The sequence below is a fragment of the Pseudomonas sp. ADAK7 genome (genome assembly GCF_012935675.1).
Lineage (GTDB): Bacteria > Pseudomonadota > Gammaproteobacteria > Pseudomonadales > Pseudomonadaceae > Aquipseudomonas.
Map to the genome: position 1 here is coordinate 6,377,796 of NZ_CP052861.1, position 20,263 is coordinate 6,398,058.

The window sequence follows — 20,263 nt, forward strand, 5'->3', positions numbered from 1 at the left end:
GGGTGTCGGCCATGGCGATTCCTCCGGGTGTCATGCCTAATCCTCCGGCATGTGCCGTGGATTGGTCGCATTGGCCACCAGACCTGCGATGATGCTTTCATCCCGATTTCCGTGAAGTTTTCCCCATGTTGTTGACTCGTCATTTAGATGCCAATGCCACGCTGGTTTCACTGCTCCAGCCGCTGACCACCCGCGACGGTTTCGCCCCCACGGCGTTGCCGGGTGTGCAGGTGTTGCGCGCCAGTTGCGATGTGGCCCGTGGTCCGCAAATCTACGAGCCGAGCCTGGTGATCATCGTCCAGGGCAGCAAACTGGCGTACCTGGGGCCGCGAACCCTGGAATATGGCGCCGGGCATTATCTGATTCAGGCGTTGCCGGTGCCGTTCGAGTGCGAGACGTTTGCCGCGCCGGAGGGGCCGATGCTGGGGATTTCCATCGCCATCGACCGGATCTTGCTTGGTGAATTGGTGTTGGCCATGGGGCTGGTGTCGGGGCGCAGTATTGCGGCGCAGACGCTGGAGTCCATGACCTCGACAGTGCTCGACGACGGCATGCGCGGTTGCGTGGAGCGGCTGTTGCGCTGCCTGCACGATCCGCTGGAATGCCAGATCATGGGCCAGGCGCGGGTGCGTGAATTATTGTTCGTAGCCTTGCGCGGTCCCCAGGCCGATGTGTTGCGGGCGTTGGTGGAACAGCAAGGGCAGTTCGCGCGGATTGCGGCGTCGCTTAATCATCTGCACGGGCATTTCACCGAGCCTTTGAATGTGGAGACCCTGGCCGGTTGCGCGAACATGAGTGCGTCGACCTTTCATGAGCATTTCAAGCGCAGCACGTTGTTGTCGCCGGTGCAGTATCTGAAGCGTTTGCGATTGCTCAAGGCGCAGCAATTGTTGCTGGGGGAAGGCTTGGGCGTGGCGCAGGTGGCGCATCGGGTGGGGTATCAGAGCACGTCGCAGTTCAGTCGCGAGTACAAGCGCTACTTTGAGCGTAATCCGGGGGATGAGCGGGCGGCGTGAGCGAAGGCGTCCTTGAAAATTACGCCCACTCCAACTTTCACCGGGCAACAAAAAGGCCCCCGTTTCGGGAGCCTTGATGTTCAGGCGTTCGGCTTACATGTTCGGGTAAGTCGGGCCGCCGGAGCCTTCCGGCGCCACCCAGGTGATGTTCTGTGTAGGGTCCTTGATGTCGCAGGTCTTGCAGTGAACACAGTTCTGGGCGTTGATCTGGAAGCGCTTCTCGCCGTCTTCCTTGGTCACCACTTCGTACACGCCCGCCGGGCAGTAGCGCTGGGCAGGCTCATCGTACAAAGGCAGGTTCTTGCTGATCGGGATGCTCGGGTCGGTCAGCTTCAGGTGGCAAGGTTGTTCTTCTTCGTGGTTGGTACCGGAGATGAACACCGAGCTGAGTTTGTCGAAGCTGATTTTGCCGTCGGGTTTCGGGTAGTCGATCTTCTTGCAGTCCGCCGCGAGCTTCAGGCACGCGTAATCCGGCTTGGTGTCGTGCAAGGTGAACGGCAGTTTGCCGCCGAAGATGTTCTGGTCGAGCCAGTTGAAACCACCGCCAACGATCGCACCGAACTTGTGGATCGCCGGGCCGAAGTTGCGGCTGGCGAACAGTTCGTCGTAGAGCCAGCTCTTCTTGAAGGCGTCGACGTAAGTGGTCAGCTCTTCGGTGCCATCCTTCTCGGCGAACAACGCCTCGGCCACTGACTCAGCAGCGAGCATGCCGGACTTCATCGCGGTGTGGCTGCCTTTGATTTTGGCGAAGTTCAGGGTGCCGAGGTCGCAACCGATCAGCGCGCCGCCCTTGAACACCATCTTCGGCAGCGAGTTCAGGCCACCCTTGCAGATCGCGCGGGCGCCATAGCTGATGCGCTTGCCGCCTTCCAGGTACTGCTTGAGCACCGGGTGATGCTTGAGGCGCTGGAACTCGTCGAACGGCGACAGGTAAGTGTTGCTATAGGACAGATCGACGATCAGACCGACGACCACCTGGTTGTTTTCCAGGTGATAAAGGAAGGAGCCACCGGTGTTCTCGGAACCCATGATGTCCAGCGGCCAGCCGGCGGTGTGGACCACCAGGCCTGGCTGATGCTTGGCCGGGTCGATTTCCCAGATTTCTTTCAGGCCGATGCCGTAGTGCTGGGCGTCGGCATCGCTGTCGAGGTTGAAGCGCTTGATCAGTTGCTTACCGATGTGGCCACGGCAACCTTCGGCGAACAGCGTGTACTTGCCACGCAACTCCATGCCGGGGGTGTACAGGCCTTCTTTCGGGTTGCCTTCGCGGTCAACGCCCAGATCACCGGTGATGATCCCGCGCACTACGCCGTTTTCGTCGAACAGCGCTTCCTGAGCGGCGAAGCCCGGGTAGATTTCCACGCCCAGGTTCTCGGCCTGCTGGGCGAGCCAGCGGCACAGGTTGCCCAAGGAGATGATGTAGTTGCCTTCGTTGTGCATGGTCTTGGGCACAAAGAGATCGGGAATCTTCTGCGCGCTTTCAGCGTTCTTGAGAACGAAGATGTCATCGCGGGTGACCGGCGTGTTCAGCGGGGCGCCGAGTTCTTTCCAGTCCGGGAACAATTCGTTCAGGGCGCGTGGTTCGAACACGGCACCAGACAGGATGTGAGCACCGACTTCGGAGCCTTTTTCGACCACGCAGACGCTGATTTCCTTACCGGCTTCGGCGGCCTTCTGCTTCAAGCGGCAGGCGGCGGAAAGACCAGCGGGGCCGGCACCGACGATGACCACGTCGAATTCCATGTATTCGCGTTCCACAGGTTATCTCCTACTCAAGGCTCAACAGTTTTTTTTCTAATATTGGAGGTTTGGTGTCGCATCCATGAATTCCGGCGCAATGCCGGAAGAGGACAATCGATGAACCACCTTTCTCTCTGGGTGGCGCATTATATCTACACCACTCCTAGCGTCCAATACAAACGTTTGTTTGAATTGGCTCTGAGCCAGAGAAATCAAAGTCACGCGGCTTATGACTGGCCATTTTGCCGTATTGACCGGAATAGGTGTTCCGGTCAAGATACGGGCGGTTTTGCGCTCGCCGTAGGCTGACTGTTGGTTTCAAGAGCACCTCTAAAGACAGGGCGATGGCAGTACAAGGTGATGCGCAACGAAGGTTCGGCGCGCAGTTTACACGCCGCGGTAATGAATGACTCATCGGTCACCACTGACGAACGGTCATCAGCAACGCGAGCCGTGTCACCCCGTTCAGATGCCAGCGTTTTTAGAGGTGCCCTTGCGCCCACGAGCATCAACCGCCAGGTTCGCCTAGGCGACTTTCTTTTCACCGGAGAGTAACGAGGAATCCATGAAGGTTCTTGTAGCTGTCAAACGCGTTGTGGATTACAACGTCAAGGTTCGCGTCAAGGCGGACAATTCCGGCGTCGACCTCGCTAACGTGAAGATGTCGATGAACCCGTTCTGCGAAATCGCAGTGGAAGAAGCCGTACGCCTGAAAGAGAAAGGTGTTGCGACTGAAATCGTCGTCGTCTCGATCGGTCCGTCCACCGCTCAAGAGCAACTGCGCACCGCGCTGGCTCTGGGTGCCGACCGCGCCATCCTCGTCGAATCCGCTGAAGATCTGACTTCCCTGGCCGTTGCCAAACTGTTGAAGGCTGTTGTCGACAAGGAACAGCCTCAGCTGGTGATCCTCGGCAAACAAGCCATCGACAGCGACAACAACCAGACTGGCCAGATGCTCGCTGCATTGAGCGGCTACGGTCAGGGCACGTTCGCTTCGAAAGTCGAAGTCACTGGCGACACCGTTGCCGTGACCCGCGAAATCGACGGCGGCGCGCAGACAGTTTCCCTGAAACTGCCGGCCATCGTCACCACCGACCTGCGTTTGAACGAGCCGCGCTACGCGTCCCTGCCAAACATCATGAAAGCCAAGAAGAAGCCTCTCGAAGTGCTGACTCCGGACGCTTTGGGCGTTTCCACCGCCTCCACCAACAAGACCGTGAAAGTCGAAGCGCCGGCTGCACGCAGCGCGGGTATCAAGGTCAAGTCGGTGGCTGAACTGGTCGAGAAACTGAAAAACGAAGCGAAGGTAATCTAAATGACTATCTTGGTTATTGCTGAACACGACAACAAAGTGCTGGCCCCGGCCACGCTGAACACCGTGGCCGCTGCCGTCAAAATCGGCGGTGACATCCACGTTCTGGTTGCCGGTCAAGGCGCTGGCGCCGTGGCTGAAGCCGCTGCGAAAATCGCTGGCGTGGCGAAAGTGCTGGTGGCCGACAACGCCGCCTACGCTCACCAGTTGCCGGAAAACGTTGCGCCGCTGGTTGCAGAGTTGGGCAAGGGCTACAGCCACATCCTGGCTGCCGCCACTTCCAACGGCAAAAACATCCTGCCGCGCGTCGCCGCGTCGCTGGACGTTGACCAGATCTCCGAGATCATCTCGGTTGAAAGCGCTGATACCTTCAAGCGCCCGATCTACGCCGGTAACGCCATCGCGACCGTTCAGTCGAACGCTGCGGTCAAAGTGATCACCGTGCGCGCCACCGGTTTCGACCCGGTTGCCGCTGAAGGTGGTTCGGCGGCTGTTGAAGCGGTTGCGGCGGCCCATGACGCTGGCACTTCGAGCTTCGTTGGCGAAGAACTGGCCAAGTCCGATCGTCCGGAACTGACCGCTGCCAAGATCGTCGTTTCCGGCGGGCGCGGCATGCAGAACGGCGACAACTTCAAACACCTGTACGCCCTGGCTGACAAGCTGGGCGCTGCTGTCGGCGCTTCCCGCGCTGCGGTCGACGCAGGTTTCGTACCCAACGACATGCAGGTCGGTCAGACCGGCAAGATCGTTGCTCCACAGCTGTACATCGCGGTCGGCATCTCCGGCGCGATCCAGCACCTGGCCGGCATGAAAGACTCCAAAGTGATCGTCGCGATCAACAAGGACGAAGAAGCGCCGATCTTCCAGGTGGCCGATTACGGCCTGGTGGCAGACCTGTTCGAAGCAATCCCCGAGTTCGAGAAGCTGGTCTAATCCAGCGACCTGACTTATAAAGAGCCCGACCTTTTGGTCGGGCTTTTTTTTGTTTCGGATTTGAGTGGGAGAGTGTTGCCATGGATTTGCGCCGCGTAAGTGGCTGGTCATTGCTGCTGGGGTTGACGCTGTTGCCGGGGCTCGCGAGCGCCGCCGGCAAATGCGAACGCCTGGTGGTCACCGGCAGCCCGGATGCACCGCCGTACCTGTGGCAAGACCCGCAGAACCCCAAGCACCTGATCGGCGCCAGTGCCGATTTGTTGCAGCACGTGGCGGGGGAGTTGGGCATCAAGGTAGAAATGCTCTACGCCGGTAAACGTTCCCAGGCCCTGGACGAAGTGCGCAGCGGGCGCATGGACATGCTGGCGGACGCGCCGTTGACGCTCAGCGAGCTGGAAACCCTGGATTACATCCATCCGCCGCTGCTGGAAAACGATTACCTGGTCTGGACGCGCATAGGCTCGACGCTGACCTACAGTGAAGCAAAAGACCTGCACGGGCACCCGGGCGCCGTGTCGGAAAAGTCTCGAATGACCCGGGAATTTGGCACTTTCGCCGAGCAGCAATTAACCCTGAGCCGTACACCAAACCTCACCCAGGCCTTTCAGAAATTGCTGTTGGGCGAGGTGGAATATGTACTCGCCGGACGCTACTCGGGCATGGCGGCCGCGCAGGCACTGGGCATGGGCAATGACCTGCAAGCCTTCCCGCAACCCGTCGACAAACCCGGCCTGTTCCTCGCGGTTTCCCATAACTCCGCCTGCAACGATCCGTGGTTGCGCGGACAGCTGGCCAAAAAGATGACAGAATTGCCCGCGTCCGGACTGACGGAAGCCGTGCTGCAACGCAACATCGAGCGTTGGAAAGCCCAGCAGCAACTGCAGCAACACCCCGCCAGTACCCCAAAACAGTAGGGATTTTTAGTGAGTATTCGACCTCTTTTCGCTGCCCTGGCCGTTCTGGCTCTGGCGGGTTGTGCAGCCGATCCGGCGCCGAATGAACAAATACGCCTGACCGAGCAGGCCCTCATACAAGCCAAGGCCGTTGGCGCCACTGCTGACGAAGTGCCAGAGCTGAAGCTGGCCGAAGACAAGTTCTCCCGCGCCCAGGGCGATATGACCGACCAGTCCTACAAGCACGCCCGCATGCGCGCCGAACAGGCTGAACTGGATGCGCGCCTGGCCGAAGCCCGGGTCCTGACCCTCAAGAGCCAGGAGCAGTTGAACGTACTCAATACCCGCATCACTCGCCTGCGCAAGCAACTGGGAGATGCCCAATGAGCCTCAAGACCAAAGCACTCGGCGGTTTGCTCTTCGCAGGCTGCGTCAGCCTGTATGGCTGTGCCGGCCAACACAGTGAGTCCGCGCTGCAAGAAGCCGGCGCCGACTTCCAGAAGGTCAAGGAAGATTCCAACGTGCTGCGTATCGCGCCGAAAGATGTGATCCGCGCCGGTGAGTCCCTGGCCCGCGCCGATCGTCTGTCCAGTTACTGGGGCAGCGGTTCGGACGTGGTGCATTACGCTTACCTGAGCCAGCGCTACAGCGAAATTGCCCGGGAACACACCAACCAGGTGCTCAACGAAGAGCAGGCGGCCAAACTCGAGCTGGAGCGCCAGCGCCTGCAACTGGCCCTGCGTGAGTCCAAGCTGCTCAGCGTGCAGCAACAGGGTAAGTGGCTCGAAGAACAAATCGTTGCACTGGCCACCACCCAGACCGATCGCGGGCTGGTGATGACCTTGGGCGATGTACTGTTCGATACCGGCGAAGCAGAGTTGAAGAACTCGGCGAACCGCGTGGTGCTGAAGATCGTCCAGTTCCTGCAGCTCAACCCGAAACGCGTGGTGCGGATCGAGGGCTACACCGACAGCACCGGCGGCAAGCAGGACAACCTCAAACTGTCCCGCGACCGCGCGCAATCGGTGGCTGACGTGCTGATGGACCTGGGCATCGAAGACAAACGCATCCAGGTCGAAGGCTATGGCGATGAATACCCGGTGGACGTGAACGCTTCCGAGCGCGGTCGCGCTCAGAACCGTCGAGTGGAAATTGTGTTCTCCGACGAAAAAGGCCAGCTCGGCGCTGCTCGGTAGGCGCTGGCGGAGCCTGCGATCTTTTGATCTTGCTCTCGATACTCAAGTGGGCCTGGGAGGATCGCAGCCTCGTTTCACTCGATAGCTCCTACAAACCCGGCCTGCCCGTCAGCGCCGGGTTTTTTTACGTCTGCGAATTGCCTCGCAAAGCAGTACAGATTTTGCTGACACTGCACTGTACGGTCGACTATTGTGGCAACTGTCCCCGTACACTTCTAAACTGTTCCGGTATTGTTTCACACAAGAATAAAATGCCCGTGAAATCGAGTACTGCGTCATGACCAATCTCTTGCTCTACCAACGTATTGCTCAGCAACTGGCCGAAGACATCCGTCGGGGTGTCTATCAACCGGGGGAGCGCGTGCCTTCGGTGCGCAAGATGAGCTCGCAGCTCAATGTCAGCCATGCGACGGTGTTGCAGGCGTACGCCAACCTTGAGGATCAGGGCTTGATTCGCGCCCGGCCACAGTCCGGTTATTACGTGCACCAGACCCCGGCCCTGACCGCGCCGACCCCGGACATCGCCCGGGTTGAACGGCCAGGCCTGGTCACGCGCAGCAGCATCATTCAGCAAGTATTGGTCGAATCCCGCCGTGAAGGTGTGTTCCCGCTGGGTGCGGCGGTGCCGAGCGTCGACTATTTACCGGTGCGGGCACTGCATCAGCAATTGGCCAAGGTCACTCGCTTCCATAGTCCACGGGCCTTCAGCTACATGTTCAGCCCGGGTTTCGAGCCGTTGCGCCGTCAGGTGGCGATCCGCATGCGTGATGCCGGCGTCGTGGTCGACCCGTCCGAAGTAGTGATTACCCACGGTTGCGTCGATGCCTTGCAAATGTCGCTTCGCGTATTGACCCGCCCGGGCGACCTGATCGCCGCCGAGTCGCCGACCTATTACGGATTGCTGCAATTGGCCGACTTGCTCGGTCTCAAAGTCATCGAGATCCCCAGCGACCCCGCCACCGGCATGAGCCTGGAAGCGCTGCAACTGGCCGCCAACCAATGGTCGATCAAAGCGCTGGTGCTGACCACCCGCCTGAGCAATCCACTGGGCGGCACCATGCCCGAAGAACGCCAGAAGCAGTTGCTGCGCCTGGCTTCGGATTTCGATATCCAGATTGTCGAAGACGATATCTACGGCGAGCTGATGTTCGAGCAAGGCCGCACCAAATCGCTCAAGGCTTACGACCGGCTCGACCGGGTGATCTATTGCTCGAGTTTCTCCAAGACCCTGTCGCCGGGCGTGCGGATCGGCTGGATGATCGCCGGTAAATACCAACAGGAGATCCAGCGCTTGCAGACGTTCAGCACCCATTCGGCCTGCAGCGTCACGCAGATGGGCATCGCCGCGTACCTGGAGAACGGCGGCTATGACCGGCATTTGCGTTACATCCGTCAGGAGTACCGCAAAAACCTCAGCGCCTTCCAGTTGGCGGTGCAGCAGTATTTCCCCGAAGGCACGCAGATGAGCCGGCCAACCGGTGGCTTTATTTTGTGGGTCAGTCTGCCGGGGCGGGTCAACACTCAGGAGCTGCACGTGCGAGCCCTGCAGCAGGGGATCAGCATCGCGCCGGGACTGATCTTCAGTAATACCGAGCAGTTCAATCACTGCATTCGACTGAACTGTGGCACGCCCTGGAACCGTGAGGCCGAGCGGGCATTGATGACGCTTGGCATGTTGGCGACCCAGCTTTGCCAGGAGACGGCCGGCGGTTTTTGATCCCACGGGCAGGTCATCTGCTGCCCGTGCTTGTCATGTCGCTCCCAACAAGCGAGCATATGGCCCTCTGCCGTTAGTGCCGTTGGGTCCATGAAAACGATTTTTTCTGCTGCCTGGCTGTCGATCTGCCTGGTGATGACTGCGTTACCGGAAGATGTGATGGCCGCTGCCGTCCAGGAAAAACCGGCTGCCAGCAGTACCCAGCCAACCCCGAAGAAACCGGTTGCGGCCAAAAAAGCGACGCCTGCCAAGACGCCTGCCAAAAAGAAAGCCGCCCCGATCAAAAAACGTCCTCCCATTGCCTCCAAGTCCAAACCGGCCAGCGAAGTGGTGAAAAACACCAAACTGCCACCGGCCACGCTCGACTTGAGCTTGCCCCAGCACATGGTCGAAGAACTCAAGCCCGTCGGTACGGTGCCGTTGCCCAAACACGATGGGGTGTTGCCGCAAATGTTCGGCGACAAGACCAGTGACTTCCAACTCAACGGCCGTCTGCTGAGCAACGAAATGCAGTTGCAACTGCGCAACGAAGAGCGCCGCGAGGTTGAAGGCGCGGCGCTGGAATTCGAGTTCAAGCGCTAAATCATTCCCATCGGTGAGCCGCGGGCCAGACACTTCGTCGGAGACTGGTCAGTCACGTTCGCCTGAGCGCAAAAACTGCGGGCCAGGTAATTTTAAACAGTCGTTTTAGCGGGTACTCTGTGCCACGTCCCTTTTACACATTGCCCGTCGCGAGGTGTTTGTCGTCATGAAATGCCGTGAAGGCTGTGGCGCCTGCTGCATTGCCCCTTCCATCAGTTCACCGATTCCCGGCATGCCGCAAGGCAAACCCGCCGGAGAACGTTGCGTGCAACTGTCGGTCGAAAACCTGTGCAACATTTTCGGCCAGGCCGAGCGTCCGGCTGTCTGTTCGGCTTTCGCAGCCGATGCCGAGGTCTGCGGCAACAGCAGTGAAGAAGCCATTCGGCTGATTGGCTGGTGGGAGCAGATGACGGCGGCGTGATGTGTTCAAGAATGGAACTTCAACAATAAGGAATAAGACTATGGGTTCGCTGCATCGTATGGCTGTGCTGTGTGGTTTGACGGTTGTGCTGGCCACCACGGCCGCTCACGCTGAAGACTGGAAAGTCGCCAAAAACGAAGACGGCATCAAGGTGTCCCTGAGTGAAGTGGCCGGTTCCGATTACAAGGCCTATCAGGGTGTGACTCTGATGAAGACCACCGTCGCCAAATTGCGCGCATTGCAGGAAGACGTGGCGGGCGCCTGTTCCTGGATTCACGAGTGCAAAGCCCAGAAGCTGCTCAAGCACGAAGGCGATCAGAGCTGGACCTACACTCAGTTCAATACCCCATGGCCTGTCACCCCGCGTGATTCGGTGTTGCACATCACCACCGTCGAAGGCGCCGATGGCAGCCTGACCCGTAAACTCGAAGGCGTGCCGAAGTACCTTCCTGAGGAAAAAGGCTTCGTGCGGGTCGCCAAAATCGATGGCTTCTGGAAGTTCGTCCCCAAGGGTGACCAGGTCGAAGTGACCTATCAGGTGCACACCGAGCCGGGCGGCAGCGTGCCGTCGATGGTCGCCAACAAGTTCGTGGTCGACGCACCGTTCAACACCTTGAAGGCCCTGAAAGAACGCGCCGAGAAGTAATCGCGCCGTTCTTTCGATAACGCCCCGACTTGTTCGGGGCGTTTTTCTTTGGGGGGAATGCAGCTGCTTTATTGTGTTTCCTGATATGCGTTGTACGAAATTTTCACAATGTGTCCAAGACAATTCGCCCGCGCCAACATTGCGGACAGTTATCAATGGCAATGCCGCGAGTGATCGTGCAACATTTGCGCACCGCGCAAGCCCCGGGGCCAAGTAGTGGCCAACAGAGGGCAGGGCGCAGCTGTATTTTTTGCAACTTCAACTTCCAATGGGTCCTAAAACGACATGGCAAACCCGGACGCCCTGAATCAGCAGCGAGCTTCTAGTCGCCTGCTGCAACCGACCGTCAAATCGCATCTGGCCTACACGCTGCTGTGTGCCCTGGTCATGATGGTCATGTTCAGCCTGCTGCGCGTTGCGCTGCTGGTTTACAACCGCGCGATGATCCTCGATACACCGGCTTCGACCTTCCTCGAAGCGTTCGCCAACGGCCTGCGTTTCGACTTGCGCCTGGTGGTCTACCTCAGTATTCCGTTGCTGCTGGCACTGTTCAGTGCCCGGGCCATGGCCGCCCGCGGGTTCTTCCGTTTCTGGCTGACCATCGCCTCGAGCATCGCGCTGTTCCTCGGCCTGATGGAAATGGACTTCTACCGTGAATTCCACCAGCGCCTCAACGGTCTGGTCTTCCAGTATGTGAAGGAAGACCCGAAAACCGTGATGAGCATGCTCTGGTACGGTTTCCCGGTGGTTCGCTACCTGCTGGCCTGGGCCGTAGGCACGTTGATCCTGACCCTGGCGTTCAAGGGCGCCGACCGCGCCACCCGTCCCCGTGGTCCGTTCAGCGGTGGCAGCATCGGCACGCGCCAGATCGCCCCGTGGTATGCACGCATCGCGGTGTTCGTGGTGTGCCTGCTGGTTTGCGTGGTTGCCGCCCGTGGCACCCTGCGTCAAGGTCCGCCGCTGCGTTGGGGTGACGTCTACACTACCGATTCCAATTTCGCCAACCAGTTGGGCCTCAACGGCACGCTGTCGCTGATTGCGGCAGGCAAGGCGCGGATGTCCGAAGATCGCGACAACATCTGGAAAGCCACGCTGCCACAGCCTCTGGCCCAGCAAACCGTGCGCGACATGCTGTTGACGCCAAGCGATAAACTGGTCGACGAAGACATCGCTGCGGTACGCCGTAACTACACGCCGGACGCCAGCAAGACCCTGCCGATCAAGAACGTTGTCGTCATCTTGATGGAAAGCTTCGCCGGTCACTCGGTGGGCGCCCTGGGTCGTCCGGGCAACATCACGCCAGCCTTCGACAAGTTGTCGAAAGAAGGCCTGTTGTTCGATCGCTTCTTCTCCAACGGCACCCATACCCACCAGGGCATGTTCGCTACCATGGCCTGCTTCCCGAACCTGCCGGGTTTCGAATACCTGATGCAGACCCCGGAAGGCAGCCACAAGCTGTCCGGCCTGCCGCAGTTGCTCAGTACCCGTGACTATGACGACGTGTACGTCTACAACGGCGACTTCGCCTGGGACAACCAGTCGGGCTTCTTCAGCAACCAGGGAATGACCAACTTCATCGGGCGTAACGACTTCGTCAACCCGGTGTTCTCCGACCCGACCTGGGGCGTGTCCGACCAGGACATGTTCAACCGTGGCCTGGAAGAACTGAAGGCGCGCGACGGCAAGGACAAAAAACCGTTCTATGCCTTGCTGCAGACCCTGTCCAACCACACGCCATACGCCTTGCCGACGCCATTGCCGGTCGAGCGCGTGACCGATCGCGGCAGCCTGAACGAACACTTGACCGCCATGCGCTACTCCGACTGGGCGCTGGGTCAATTCTTCGAGAAGGCGCGTAAAGAGCCTTACTTCAATGAAACCCTGTTCGTGGTCGTTGGCGACCATGGTTTCGGCGACGAGCAACAGATCACCGAAATGGACCTGGGCCGCTTCAACGTGCCGATGCTGATGATCGCCCCGGGTATCCAGGAAAAATTCGGTCAGCGTGACCACACCGTGGGCACTCAGATCGACATCGTGCCGACCATCATGGGCCGCGTCGGTGGCGATGTGATTCATCAATGCTGGGGCCGCGACCTGCTGAACCTGCCGGAAGGCGATAAAGGTTTCGGCGTGATCAAGCCATCGGGCAGCGATCAGACCGTGGCGTTGCTGACCGCGGACCGCGTGCTGGTACTGCCTAAAGAGATGCCGCCAAAACTGTATCAATATGAACTGGGCGCTAACCCTAAAGGTGTGGTGATTCCAGAGTCGGCTGATGAAGCGGCGCTCAAACAGAAACTTGAGTCGTTCCTGCAAACCGCGACCAAGAGCCTGTTGGATAACACTGCCGGTGTGGTTAACGGCAAGCCGGACTAACCGGTGACGCAATAAAAAAGAGGCCCTTCAAGGGCCTCTTTTTTTTGCCGGTTAAATCTTTATATCTTGCCAAGCAAGAGCAGAATCAACAGCACCACCAACACCACGCCGAGGATACCCGATGGACCATAACCCCAACTTCTTGAGTGCGGGAAGACTGGCAAACCACCGATCAGCAACAGGATCAGGATAACGATAAGAATTGTGCCCATGTCTATTTCCTTGTTGGAAGTGTTCTGAATTGACCAGCAGCTTTAACTGTCAGCCGGAATGCGATAAATCCGAGCTGCTTACAAAATCCGACTCTCGCGAATGAAAGAAAATTCAAAGTTTTTTAATGTTTTTTAGAAAGAAGGCTTATTTCTTTTTGCCCCTCAGACTAGTTCGCAAGTTGGACCGCGAAGGCCGCGACTCGGTCTCACGCCATGCGCGGGTTTGCGCGGACCATTCAGCAATCTGATGGAGCGTGGGTCGGGCCATATCCTTCGCTACACTCGGCGCATCTTCCCCAGAACAACAAGGCTGTTTGCTATGCAAAATCGCATGATGATCACTGGCGCAGGCTCCGGCCTGGGTCGCGAAATCGCGCTGCGCTGGGCCCGCGAAGGCTGGCAATTGGCCTTGTCGGATGTCAGCGAACCCGGCCTGCAAGAAACGTTGAAACTGGTTCGCGAAGCCGGCGGCGACGGTTTTATCCAGCGTTGCGATGTGCGTGATTACAGCCAACTGACCGCGTTTGCCCAGGCCTGCGAAGAGCGGCTAGGTGGCATCGATGTCATCGTCAACAATGCCGGGGTCGCCTCGGGTGGATTCTTCAGTGAACTGTCCCTGGAAGACTGGGACTGGCAGATCGCAATCAACCTGATGGGCGTGGTCAAGGGCTGCAAAGCCTTCCTGCCATTGTTGGAAAAGAGCAAAGGCAAGATCATCAACATCGCCTCGATGGCGGCGCTGATGCAAGGGCCGGCGATGAGCAACTACAACGTGGCCAAGGCCGGTGTAGTGGCGTTGTCCGAAAGCCTGTTGATCGAGTTGGCGCAGCAGGAGGTTGGCGTGCATGTGGTTTGCCCGTCGTTCTTCCAGACCAACTTGCTGGATTCTTTCCGCGGCCCGACACCGGCCATGAAAGCCCAGGTCGGCAAGTTGCTGGAAAGCTCCCCGATCACTGCCACCGACATTGCCGACTACATCTACACGCAAGTGGCCGCCGGCGAGTTTATGATCCTGCCCCATGAACAAGGGCGCATGGCCTGGGCGCTCAAGCAGAAAAACCCGCAACTGCTCTACAACGAAATGACCGTCATGGCCGATAAAATGCGCGCCAAGGCCAAACAAACCGCCGGCTGATCTTGCCCGCCGGCAACCGCGTCGTTAGGGTGGCCGCCATCGGCCATCCAAACGAGACGTCTGCATGCTCAATTACCTGTGGTTTTTCCTCGCCGCACTGTTCGAAATCGCCGGTTGCTTCGCGTTCTGGATGTGGCTGCGCCAGGGCAAGAGTGCCTGGTGGGTGATTCCGGCGCTGCTGAGCCTGACCTTGTTCGCGCTGCTGCTGACCCGGGTCGAAGCGACTTACGCGGGTCGCGCTTATGCCGCCTACGGGGGCATCTACATCATCGCGTCGATTGGCTGGCTGGCGGTGGTCGAACGGATTCGTCCGCTGGGCTCGGACTGGATCGGCGTGGCGCTGTGCGTGATCGGCGCGACTGTCATCCTTTTCGGCCCGCGCTTCTCCGCGTCCTGAAGGAACGGTCCTTCATTCAACGGGTTTGTACGAGTTGTCTGTAGGTCGCGACGACCTGCGCTGTAGGGCAGGACTGATTTGCCTGCAGCGCATTGAAGCCCCGTCGCGTGCGGGGCATCTTCAGGGTCCGGTAACCCTGAAGGACGAATGCCATGCTTGTACTCAGTCGCGTTGTAGGCGAATTGATTTCCATCGGTGACAACATTTCCGTGCGCATTCTGGCGGTCAACGGCGGCAGCGTGCGCTTTGGCGTCGAAGCGCCGCAAAACGTCAATGTGCATCGGGCTGAAGTCTACGAACGCATCCAGACCAAACAGGCCAAGAACAAAGGCCGCTGAGCGATTCAGTCGAACAGGTGCTTGGGCACGTCGTGCTTGAGCATCAACTGGCATTGCTCGCTGTCCGGGTCGAAAACGATCAATGCCTGGCCCTTGGTCAGCGCCTGGCGAACCCGCAGCACGCGGGTTTCCAGCGGCGTGTCATCACCATTGTCGGTGCCGTCACGGGTGACGAAATCTTCGATCAGGCGGGTCAGGGTGTCGACTTCGAGTTGGTCGTAAGGGATCAGCATAGGCACCTCGGCTAAAACAATGGCGCGATGCTACGGCGAATGCGGTTTTGCGGCTAGCCCGGTTATAAATGGGTGTCTGATCTGACGCCTTCGCGGGCAAGCCTCGCCCCTGCAAAGGCAACCGTGACCTGTAGGCGCGAGGCTTGCCCGCGAAGGCGATTTTTCAAACACCGCAGGACTTAGCTATCGTTACGCTGCCCGACGAGGCTGTCCACCGAGGGCACCCGCGTATCACTTTCCATCTGCGTGTCATGTTCGATCTGATGACTGAACCGGTCCAGCGAACCCTTGGCCGGTTGTGCATCGCTGGCGAACACCGGCGGGCTGAGGATGTACGCTCCGAGCAGACGACTCAACGCCGCCAGGCTGTCGATGTGCGTGCGTTCATAGCCGTGAGTCGCATCGCAACCAAACGCCAGCAGCGCGGTGCGGATGTCGTGCCCGGCAGTGACCGCCGAATGGGCGTCGCTGAAGTAATAGCGGAACAGATCGCGGCGTACCGGCAATTCATTTTCGCTGGCCAGGCGCAGCAGATGCCGTGACAGATGATAGTCGTAAGGCCCGCCGGAATCCTGCATCGCCACGCTCACCGCGTGTTCGCTGGAGTGCTGCCCCGGCGCGACCGGTGCAATGTCGATGCCGACGAATTCGCTGACATCCCACGGCAATGCCGCCGCCGCGCCACTGCCGGTTTCTTCGGTAATGGTGAACAGCGGATGACAGTCGATCATCAGTTCTTCGCCGCTGTCGACGATGGCTTTCATCGCCGCCAATAGCGCGGCAACCCCGGCCTTGTCGTCGAGGTGACGGGCGCTGATATGGCCGCTTTCGGTGAACTCCGGTAACGGGTCGAACGCGACGAAATCGCCGACGCTGATCCCCAGGGAATCGCAATCGGCGCGGGTCGCACAATAGGCGTCCAGACGCAGCTCGATGTGGTCCCAACTGATCGGCATTTCATCCACGGCGGTGTTGAACGCGTGCCCGGAGGCCATCAACGGCAACACGCTGCCACGGATCACGCCGTTGTCGGTAAACAGGCTGACCCGGCTACCCTCGGCAAAACGGCTGGACCAGCAGCCGACCGGGGCCAGGGTCAGGCGACCGTTGTCCTTCACCGCACGAACCGCCGCGCCGATGGTGTCCAGGTGCGCGGACACCGCTCGGTCGGGGCTGTTTTTCTTGCCCTTGAGCGTGGCGCGGATGGTGCCGCGCCGGGTCATCTCGAACGGAATGCCCATTTCTTCGAGGCGCTCGGCGACGTAACGCACGATGGTGTCGGTAAAACCGGTCGGGCTGGGAATGGCGAGCATTTCCAGCAGGACTTTTTGCAGGTAGTTGAGATCCGGTTCAGGGATTTTGCTGGTCATGGAAACTCCTGTTGAGTTGAGCGCTGATCGTTCCCACGCTCTGCGTGGGAATGCAGCCAGGGACGCTATGCGTCCCAAGACGGACGCGGAGCGTCCGAGGAGTCATTCCCACGCAGACGGTTCGACGCCTCGACGTGGGAACGATCATGAAGGGGGGTTAAACCGCCGGCTGACTATGCGGAAACAACAAATCCACAAACCGCTCCGCCGTCGGCTGCGGTTCATGGTTGGCCAGGCCCGCGCGTTCATTGGCTTCGATAAACACATACTCCGGCTGGTCGGCGGCCGGCACCATCAGGTCGAGCCCGACCATCGGGATATCCAGCGCCCGCGCCGCGCGCACAGCGGCATCCACCAGCGTCGGATGGAGGATCGCGGTGACATCCTCCAGCACGCCACCGGTATGAAGATTCGCTGTGCGCCGTACGAACAGATGCTCGCCGGCCGGCAGAATGCTGTTGTAGTCGTAACCCGCCGCCTGCAAGGTGCGCTGGGTTTCGTGGTCCAGCGGGATCTTGCTTTCGCCACTGGTGGCCGCCTGCCGTCGCCGGCTCTGGGCTTCGATCAGCGCACCGATGGAATGCTGACCATCACCGACCACTTCCGCCGGCCGCCGAATCGCCGCAGCGACCACTTCAAAACCGATCACCACAATTCGCAGATCCAGGCCTTCGTGGAAGCTTTCCAGCAACACTCGCGAGTCGAACTTGCGCGCTGCTTCGATGGCTTGCTGGACCTCTTCAATGGTCTGCAAATCCACCGCCACGCCTTGACCCTGTTCGCCATCCAGCGGCTTGACCACCACCCGTTCGTGCTCGTCGAGAAACGCCAGGTTGTCGTCGCCGTTACCGGCCAATTGTTGCGATGGCAAGTTCAGGCCAGCAGCCTTGAGCACCTTGTGGGTCAGGCTTTTGTCCTGGCACAGGCTCATGCTGATGGCGCTGGTCAGGTCGCTCAGGGATTCACGGCAACGCACCCGGCGCCCGCCATGACTGAGGGTAAACATCCCGGCGTCGGCGTCATCGACCTGCACATCGATGCCACGCCGATGAGCCTCCTCGACGATGATCCGCGCATAAGGATTGAACTCGGCTTCCGGCCCCGGCCCGAGAAACAACGGCTGGTTGATGCCGTTCTTGCGCTTGATGGCGAAGGTCGAGAGGTTACGAAAACCGAGTTTGGCGTAGAGGCTTTTCGCCTGGCGGTTGTCGTGTAAAACCGACAGATCCAGGTAACTCAGCCCACGGCTCATGAAGTGTTCGATCAAATGCCGCACCAGCACTTCACCGACACCCGGCCGCGAGCAATGTGGGTCAACGGCCAGGCACCAGAGACTGCTGCCGTTTTCCGGATCGTTATAAGCCTTGTGATGATTGAGGCCCATGACGCTGCCGATGATCGCGCCGCTGTCTTCATCTTCGGCCAGCCAATACACCGGGCCGCCCTGATGACGCGGGGTCAGCAACGACGGATCGATCGGCAACATGCCGCGGGCCTGATACAGCTGATTGATCGCCTGCCAGTCCGCATCGCTTTGCGCCCGGCGAATGCGGAAGCCACGAAACACTCGGGTCGACTGGCGGTAATCGCTGAACCACAGGCGCAAGGTGTCGGACGGATCAAGGAACAACTGCGCCGGTTCCAGCCCCAGCACTTGCTGGGGCGCGGCGACGTACAAGGCGATGTCGCGCTCACCGGGCTGCTCGTTGAGCAACTCTTGGGCGATGCTCGCGGCATCGGGGAAGGTATGCCCGATCAGCAACCGCCCCCAACCGCAATGCACGGCAATCGGCGCGGTGTGCAGTTCGCTGCCGTCTTCGGCCAGGCGCGCCTGCAAGCGTTCGTAGGAGGGTGACTGACCGCGCAACAAGCGTTGGCTATAAGCCGTGGCGTGGGGTTTCATCGATCAGATTCCTTGTTCACTGAGCCACAGGTTCAGTGCCGCCAATTGCCACAGCTTGGAGCCGCGCAACGGGGTCAACTGGCCTTGCGGATCGGTCAGCAGGCGGTCGAGCATGGCCGGGTTGAACAGGCCGCGATCCTGGCTGGGATCGAGCAGCAGTTCGCGTACCCAGTTCAGCGTATCGCCCTGCAAATGCTTGAGGCCGGGCACCGGGAAGTAGCCCTTTTTGCGGTCGATCACTTCGCTTGGAATGACCAGTCGTGCGGCTTCTTTCAGCACTTGTTTACCGCCATCCGGCAGTTTGAATTTGCCCGGCACCCGGGCCGAGAGTTCTACCAGGCGATAGTCGAGAAACGGCGTGCGCGCTTCCAGGCCCCAGGCCATGGTCATGTTGTCGACGCGTTTGACCGGGTCGTCCACCAGCATGATCGTGCTGTCCAGACGCAGGGCTTTATCGACAGCAGCATCGGCGCCTGGCTGTGCGAAATGTTCCTTCACGAAGTCGCCGGCAGCGTCATTCGCGGTCAGCCATTTCGGCTGCACGGTGGCGGCGTAGTCTTCGTAGCTGCGGTCGAAAAACGCATCGCGATACGCCGCGTACGGATCGGCCGCGCCGTCGACTTGCGGATACCAGTGATAACCGGCGAACAACTCATCCGCGCCTTGGCCGCTCTGCACCACTTTGCAGTGCTTGGCCACTTCACGGGACAACAGATAAAAGGCAATGCAGTCATGGCTGACCATCGGTTCGCTCATGGCGCGAAACGCCGCGGGCAGTTGCTCGATAATCTCGCTTTCCTGAATGCGCAGTTGATGGTGCTGCGTGCCGTAATGCTTGGCGATCAGGTCCGAATACTGGAACTCGTCGCCGCGCTCGCCGCCGGCGTCCTGGAAACCGATGGAAAAGGTTGACAGGTTCTCCACACCGACTTCACGCAACAGCCCGACCAGCATGCTCGAATCGACACCGCCCGAAAGCAGTACACCGACATCGACAGCGGCCCGTTGACGGATGGCGACGGCATCGCGGGTGCTGTCGAGCACGCGGTCGCGCCAGTCTTCCAGGGTCAGGTTCAGCTCATCGGCGTGGGGACCGTAGGGCAGGGTCCACCAGGTTTTCTGCTCGGTGCTGCCATCCGCCTCGATGCGCATCCAGGTCGCGGGCGGCAGTTTTTCGATGCCGGCGATCAAAGTGCGCGGGGCCGGGACCACCGCGTGGAAATTCAGGTAGTGATTGAGCGCCACCGGGTCGAGCATCGGGCTGATGTCGCCGCCCTTGAGCAGTGCCGGCAAGGCCGAGGCAAAGCGCAGGCGCTGACCGGTGCGCGACAGGTACAACGGTTTCACGCCGAGCCGGTCACGGGCGATGAACAGGCGCTTGGCGTCACGTTCCCAAATGGCGAACGCGAACATGCCGTTGAGCTTGGGCAGCAACGCTTCGCCCCAGGCGTGATAGCCCTTGAGCAGCACTTCGGTGTCGCCGCCGGAATAGAAGGCATAACCGAGCGCTTCAAGCTCGGTGCGCAACTCCGGGAAGTTATAGATCGCGCCGTTGAACGCCAGGGACAAGCCCAGTTGGTTGTCGATCATCGGCTGCGCCGAGCCGTCCGACAGGTCCATGATTTTCAGGCGACGATGGCCCAGGGCAATCGGCCCTTGGCTGTGAAAACCCCACGCATCCGGGCCACGAGGGGCCAGGTGATGGGTGATTCGTTCAACGGCCGCGAGGTCCGCAGGTTGATGATCAAAGCGTAACTCGCCAGCTAATCCGCACATAAAGTCCTTACCGGTTTTTCCGTTGGGGAGGGTCAATCGATACCGCGCCAAAACAGCGGGTACT

Annotated in this window: 20 protein-coding genes; 14 read left to right on the forward strand and 6 right to left on the reverse strand. The window is 59.7% G+C overall.

What is annotated here, in order from left to right; translation table 11 throughout:
* The first annotated feature begins 125 nt into the window (after window positions 1-125).
* The gene (locus HKK53_RS29370) at window positions 126-1,016 is read left to right on the forward strand and encodes an AraC family transcriptional regulator (RefSeq protein ID WP_169373646.1); all 891 of its coding nucleotides are present in this window, start codon (window positions 126-128) and stop codon (window positions 1,014-1,016) included.
* 93 nt (window positions 1,017-1,109) lie between these two features.
* Here the strand turns inward: HKK53_RS29370 and HKK53_RS29375 are convergent, their stop codons facing one another.
* A complete protein-coding gene (locus tag HKK53_RS29375; RefSeq protein ID WP_169373647.1) occupies window positions 1,110-2,774 on the reverse strand; it encodes an electron transfer flavoprotein-ubiquinone oxidoreductase in 1,665 nt (554 codons plus the stop codon).
* A gap of 547 nt (window positions 2,775-3,321) precedes the next feature.
* Between HKK53_RS29375 and HKK53_RS29380 the strand changes: the two genes are divergently transcribed.
* The 10 genes from HKK53_RS29380 to HKK53_RS29425 all read left to right on the forward strand — a co-directional run bounded on the left by HKK53_RS29380 (window position 3,322) and on the right by HKK53_RS29425 (window position 12,835).
* Window positions 3,322-4,071, forward strand: a complete 750-nt coding sequence (locus HKK53_RS29380) for an electron transfer flavoprotein subunit beta/FixA family protein (protein ID WP_123406900.1) — start codon at window positions 3,322-3,324, stop codon at window positions 4,069-4,071.
* A complete protein-coding gene (locus HKK53_RS29385; protein WP_169373648.1) occupies window positions 4,072-5,001 on the forward strand; it encodes an electron transfer flavoprotein subunit alpha/FixB family protein in 930 nt (309 codons plus the stop codon).
* 80 nt (window positions 5,002-5,081) lie between these two features.
* Entirely contained in the window at window positions 5,082-5,915 is an 834-nt protein-coding gene (locus tag HKK53_RS29390; protein WP_169373649.1) for a substrate-binding periplasmic protein, read from the forward strand.
* Window positions 5,916-5,924: 9 nt separating this feature from the next.
* Window positions 5,925-6,281, forward strand: a complete 357-nt coding sequence (locus HKK53_RS29395) for a DUF4398 domain-containing protein (RefSeq protein ID WP_169373650.1) — start codon at window positions 5,925-5,927, stop codon at window positions 6,279-6,281.
* Window positions 6,278-7,090 (forward strand): OmpA family protein, encoded by an 813-nt coding sequence (locus HKK53_RS29400; protein WP_169373651.1) that lies wholly within the window; start codon window positions 6,278-6,280, stop codon window positions 7,088-7,090. Before HKK53_RS29395 ends, HKK53_RS29400 begins: the two co-directional genes overlap by 4 nt.
* A 277-nt stretch (window positions 7,091-7,367) precedes the next feature.
* Window positions 7,368-8,807 carry an aminotransferase-like domain-containing protein gene (locus HKK53_RS29405; protein ID WP_169373652.1) on the forward strand — a complete coding sequence of 480 codons (1,440 nt, stop codon included), beginning with the start codon at window positions 7,368-7,370 and terminating at the stop codon, window positions 8,805-8,807.
* A gap of 90 nt (window positions 8,808-8,897) precedes the next feature.
* Window positions 8,898-9,389, forward strand: coding sequence for a translation initiation factor 2 (locus tag HKK53_RS29410; protein ID WP_169373653.1), 492 nt, complete (start codon window positions 8,898-8,900; stop codon window positions 9,387-9,389).
* A gap of 166 nt (window positions 9,390-9,555) precedes the next feature.
* Complete coding sequence (locus HKK53_RS29415) at window positions 9,556-9,810, forward strand: YkgJ family cysteine cluster protein (protein ID WP_169373654.1); 255 nt, start codon at window positions 9,556-9,558, stop codon at window positions 9,808-9,810.
* A gap of 40 nt (window positions 9,811-9,850) precedes the next feature.
* A complete protein-coding gene (locus tag HKK53_RS29420; RefSeq protein WP_169373655.1) occupies window positions 9,851-10,456 on the forward strand; it encodes an START domain-containing protein in 606 nt (201 codons plus the stop codon).
* A gap of 285 nt (window positions 10,457-10,741) precedes the next feature.
* Window positions 10,742-12,835, forward strand: a complete 2,094-nt coding sequence (locus tag HKK53_RS29425) for an LTA synthase family protein (RefSeq protein ID WP_169373656.1) — start codon at window positions 10,742-10,744, stop codon at window positions 12,833-12,835.
* Window positions 12,836-12,894: 59 nt separating this feature from the next.
* Here the strand turns inward: HKK53_RS29425 and HKK53_RS29430 are convergent, their stop codons facing one another.
* Window positions 12,895-13,053, reverse strand: coding sequence for a DUF3309 family protein (locus tag HKK53_RS29430; RefSeq protein ID WP_178076589.1), 159 nt, complete (start codon window positions 13,051-13,053; stop codon window positions 12,895-12,897).
* A gap of 313 nt (window positions 13,054-13,366) precedes the next feature.
* Between HKK53_RS29430 and HKK53_RS29435 the strand changes: the two genes are divergently transcribed.
* From HKK53_RS29435 to csrA, 3 genes are all read left to right on the forward strand, one after another.
* Window positions 13,367-14,182, forward strand: coding sequence for an SDR family oxidoreductase (locus HKK53_RS29435; RefSeq protein WP_169373657.1), 816 nt, complete (start codon window positions 13,367-13,369; stop codon window positions 14,180-14,182).
* Window positions 14,183-14,246: 64 nt separating this feature from the next.
* Complete coding sequence (locus HKK53_RS29440; RefSeq protein ID WP_169373658.1) at window positions 14,247-14,579, forward strand: YnfA family protein; 333 nt, start codon at window positions 14,247-14,249, stop codon at window positions 14,577-14,579.
* A gap of 152 nt (window positions 14,580-14,731) precedes the next feature.
* Window positions 14,732-14,917, forward strand: a complete 186-nt coding sequence (gene csrA, locus HKK53_RS29445; RefSeq protein WP_169373659.1) for a carbon storage regulator CsrA — start codon at window positions 14,732-14,734, stop codon at window positions 14,915-14,917.
* A 5-nt stretch (window positions 14,918-14,922) separates the two neighbouring features.
* Here csrA and HKK53_RS29450 read toward each other — a convergent pair whose 3' ends face one another.
* From HKK53_RS29450 to HKK53_RS29465, 4 genes are all read right to left on the reverse strand, one after another.
* Complete coding sequence (locus tag HKK53_RS29450; protein WP_010461751.1) at window positions 14,923-15,150, reverse strand: YheU family protein; 228 nt, start codon at window positions 15,148-15,150, stop codon at window positions 14,923-14,925.
* A gap of 179 nt (window positions 15,151-15,329) precedes the next feature.
* Window positions 15,330-16,520, reverse strand: a complete 1,191-nt coding sequence (locus tag HKK53_RS29455) for an osmoprotectant NAGGN system M42 family peptidase (RefSeq protein ID WP_169373660.1) — start codon at window positions 16,518-16,520, stop codon at window positions 15,330-15,332.
* 157 nt (window positions 16,521-16,677) lie between these two features.
* On the reverse strand, window positions 16,678-18,423 hold the full coding sequence (gene ngg / locus HKK53_RS29460; RefSeq protein WP_169373661.1) for an N-acetylglutaminylglutamine synthetase: 1,746 nt from the start codon (window positions 18,421-18,423) through the stop codon (window positions 16,678-16,680).
* A 3-nt stretch (window positions 18,424-18,426) separates the two neighbouring features.
* On the reverse strand, window positions 18,427-20,199 hold the full coding sequence (locus HKK53_RS29465; RefSeq protein ID WP_169373662.1) for an N-acetylglutaminylglutamine amidotransferase: 1,773 nt from the start codon (window positions 20,197-20,199) through the stop codon (window positions 18,427-18,429).
* Window positions 20,200-20,263: the final 64 nt, after the last annotated feature.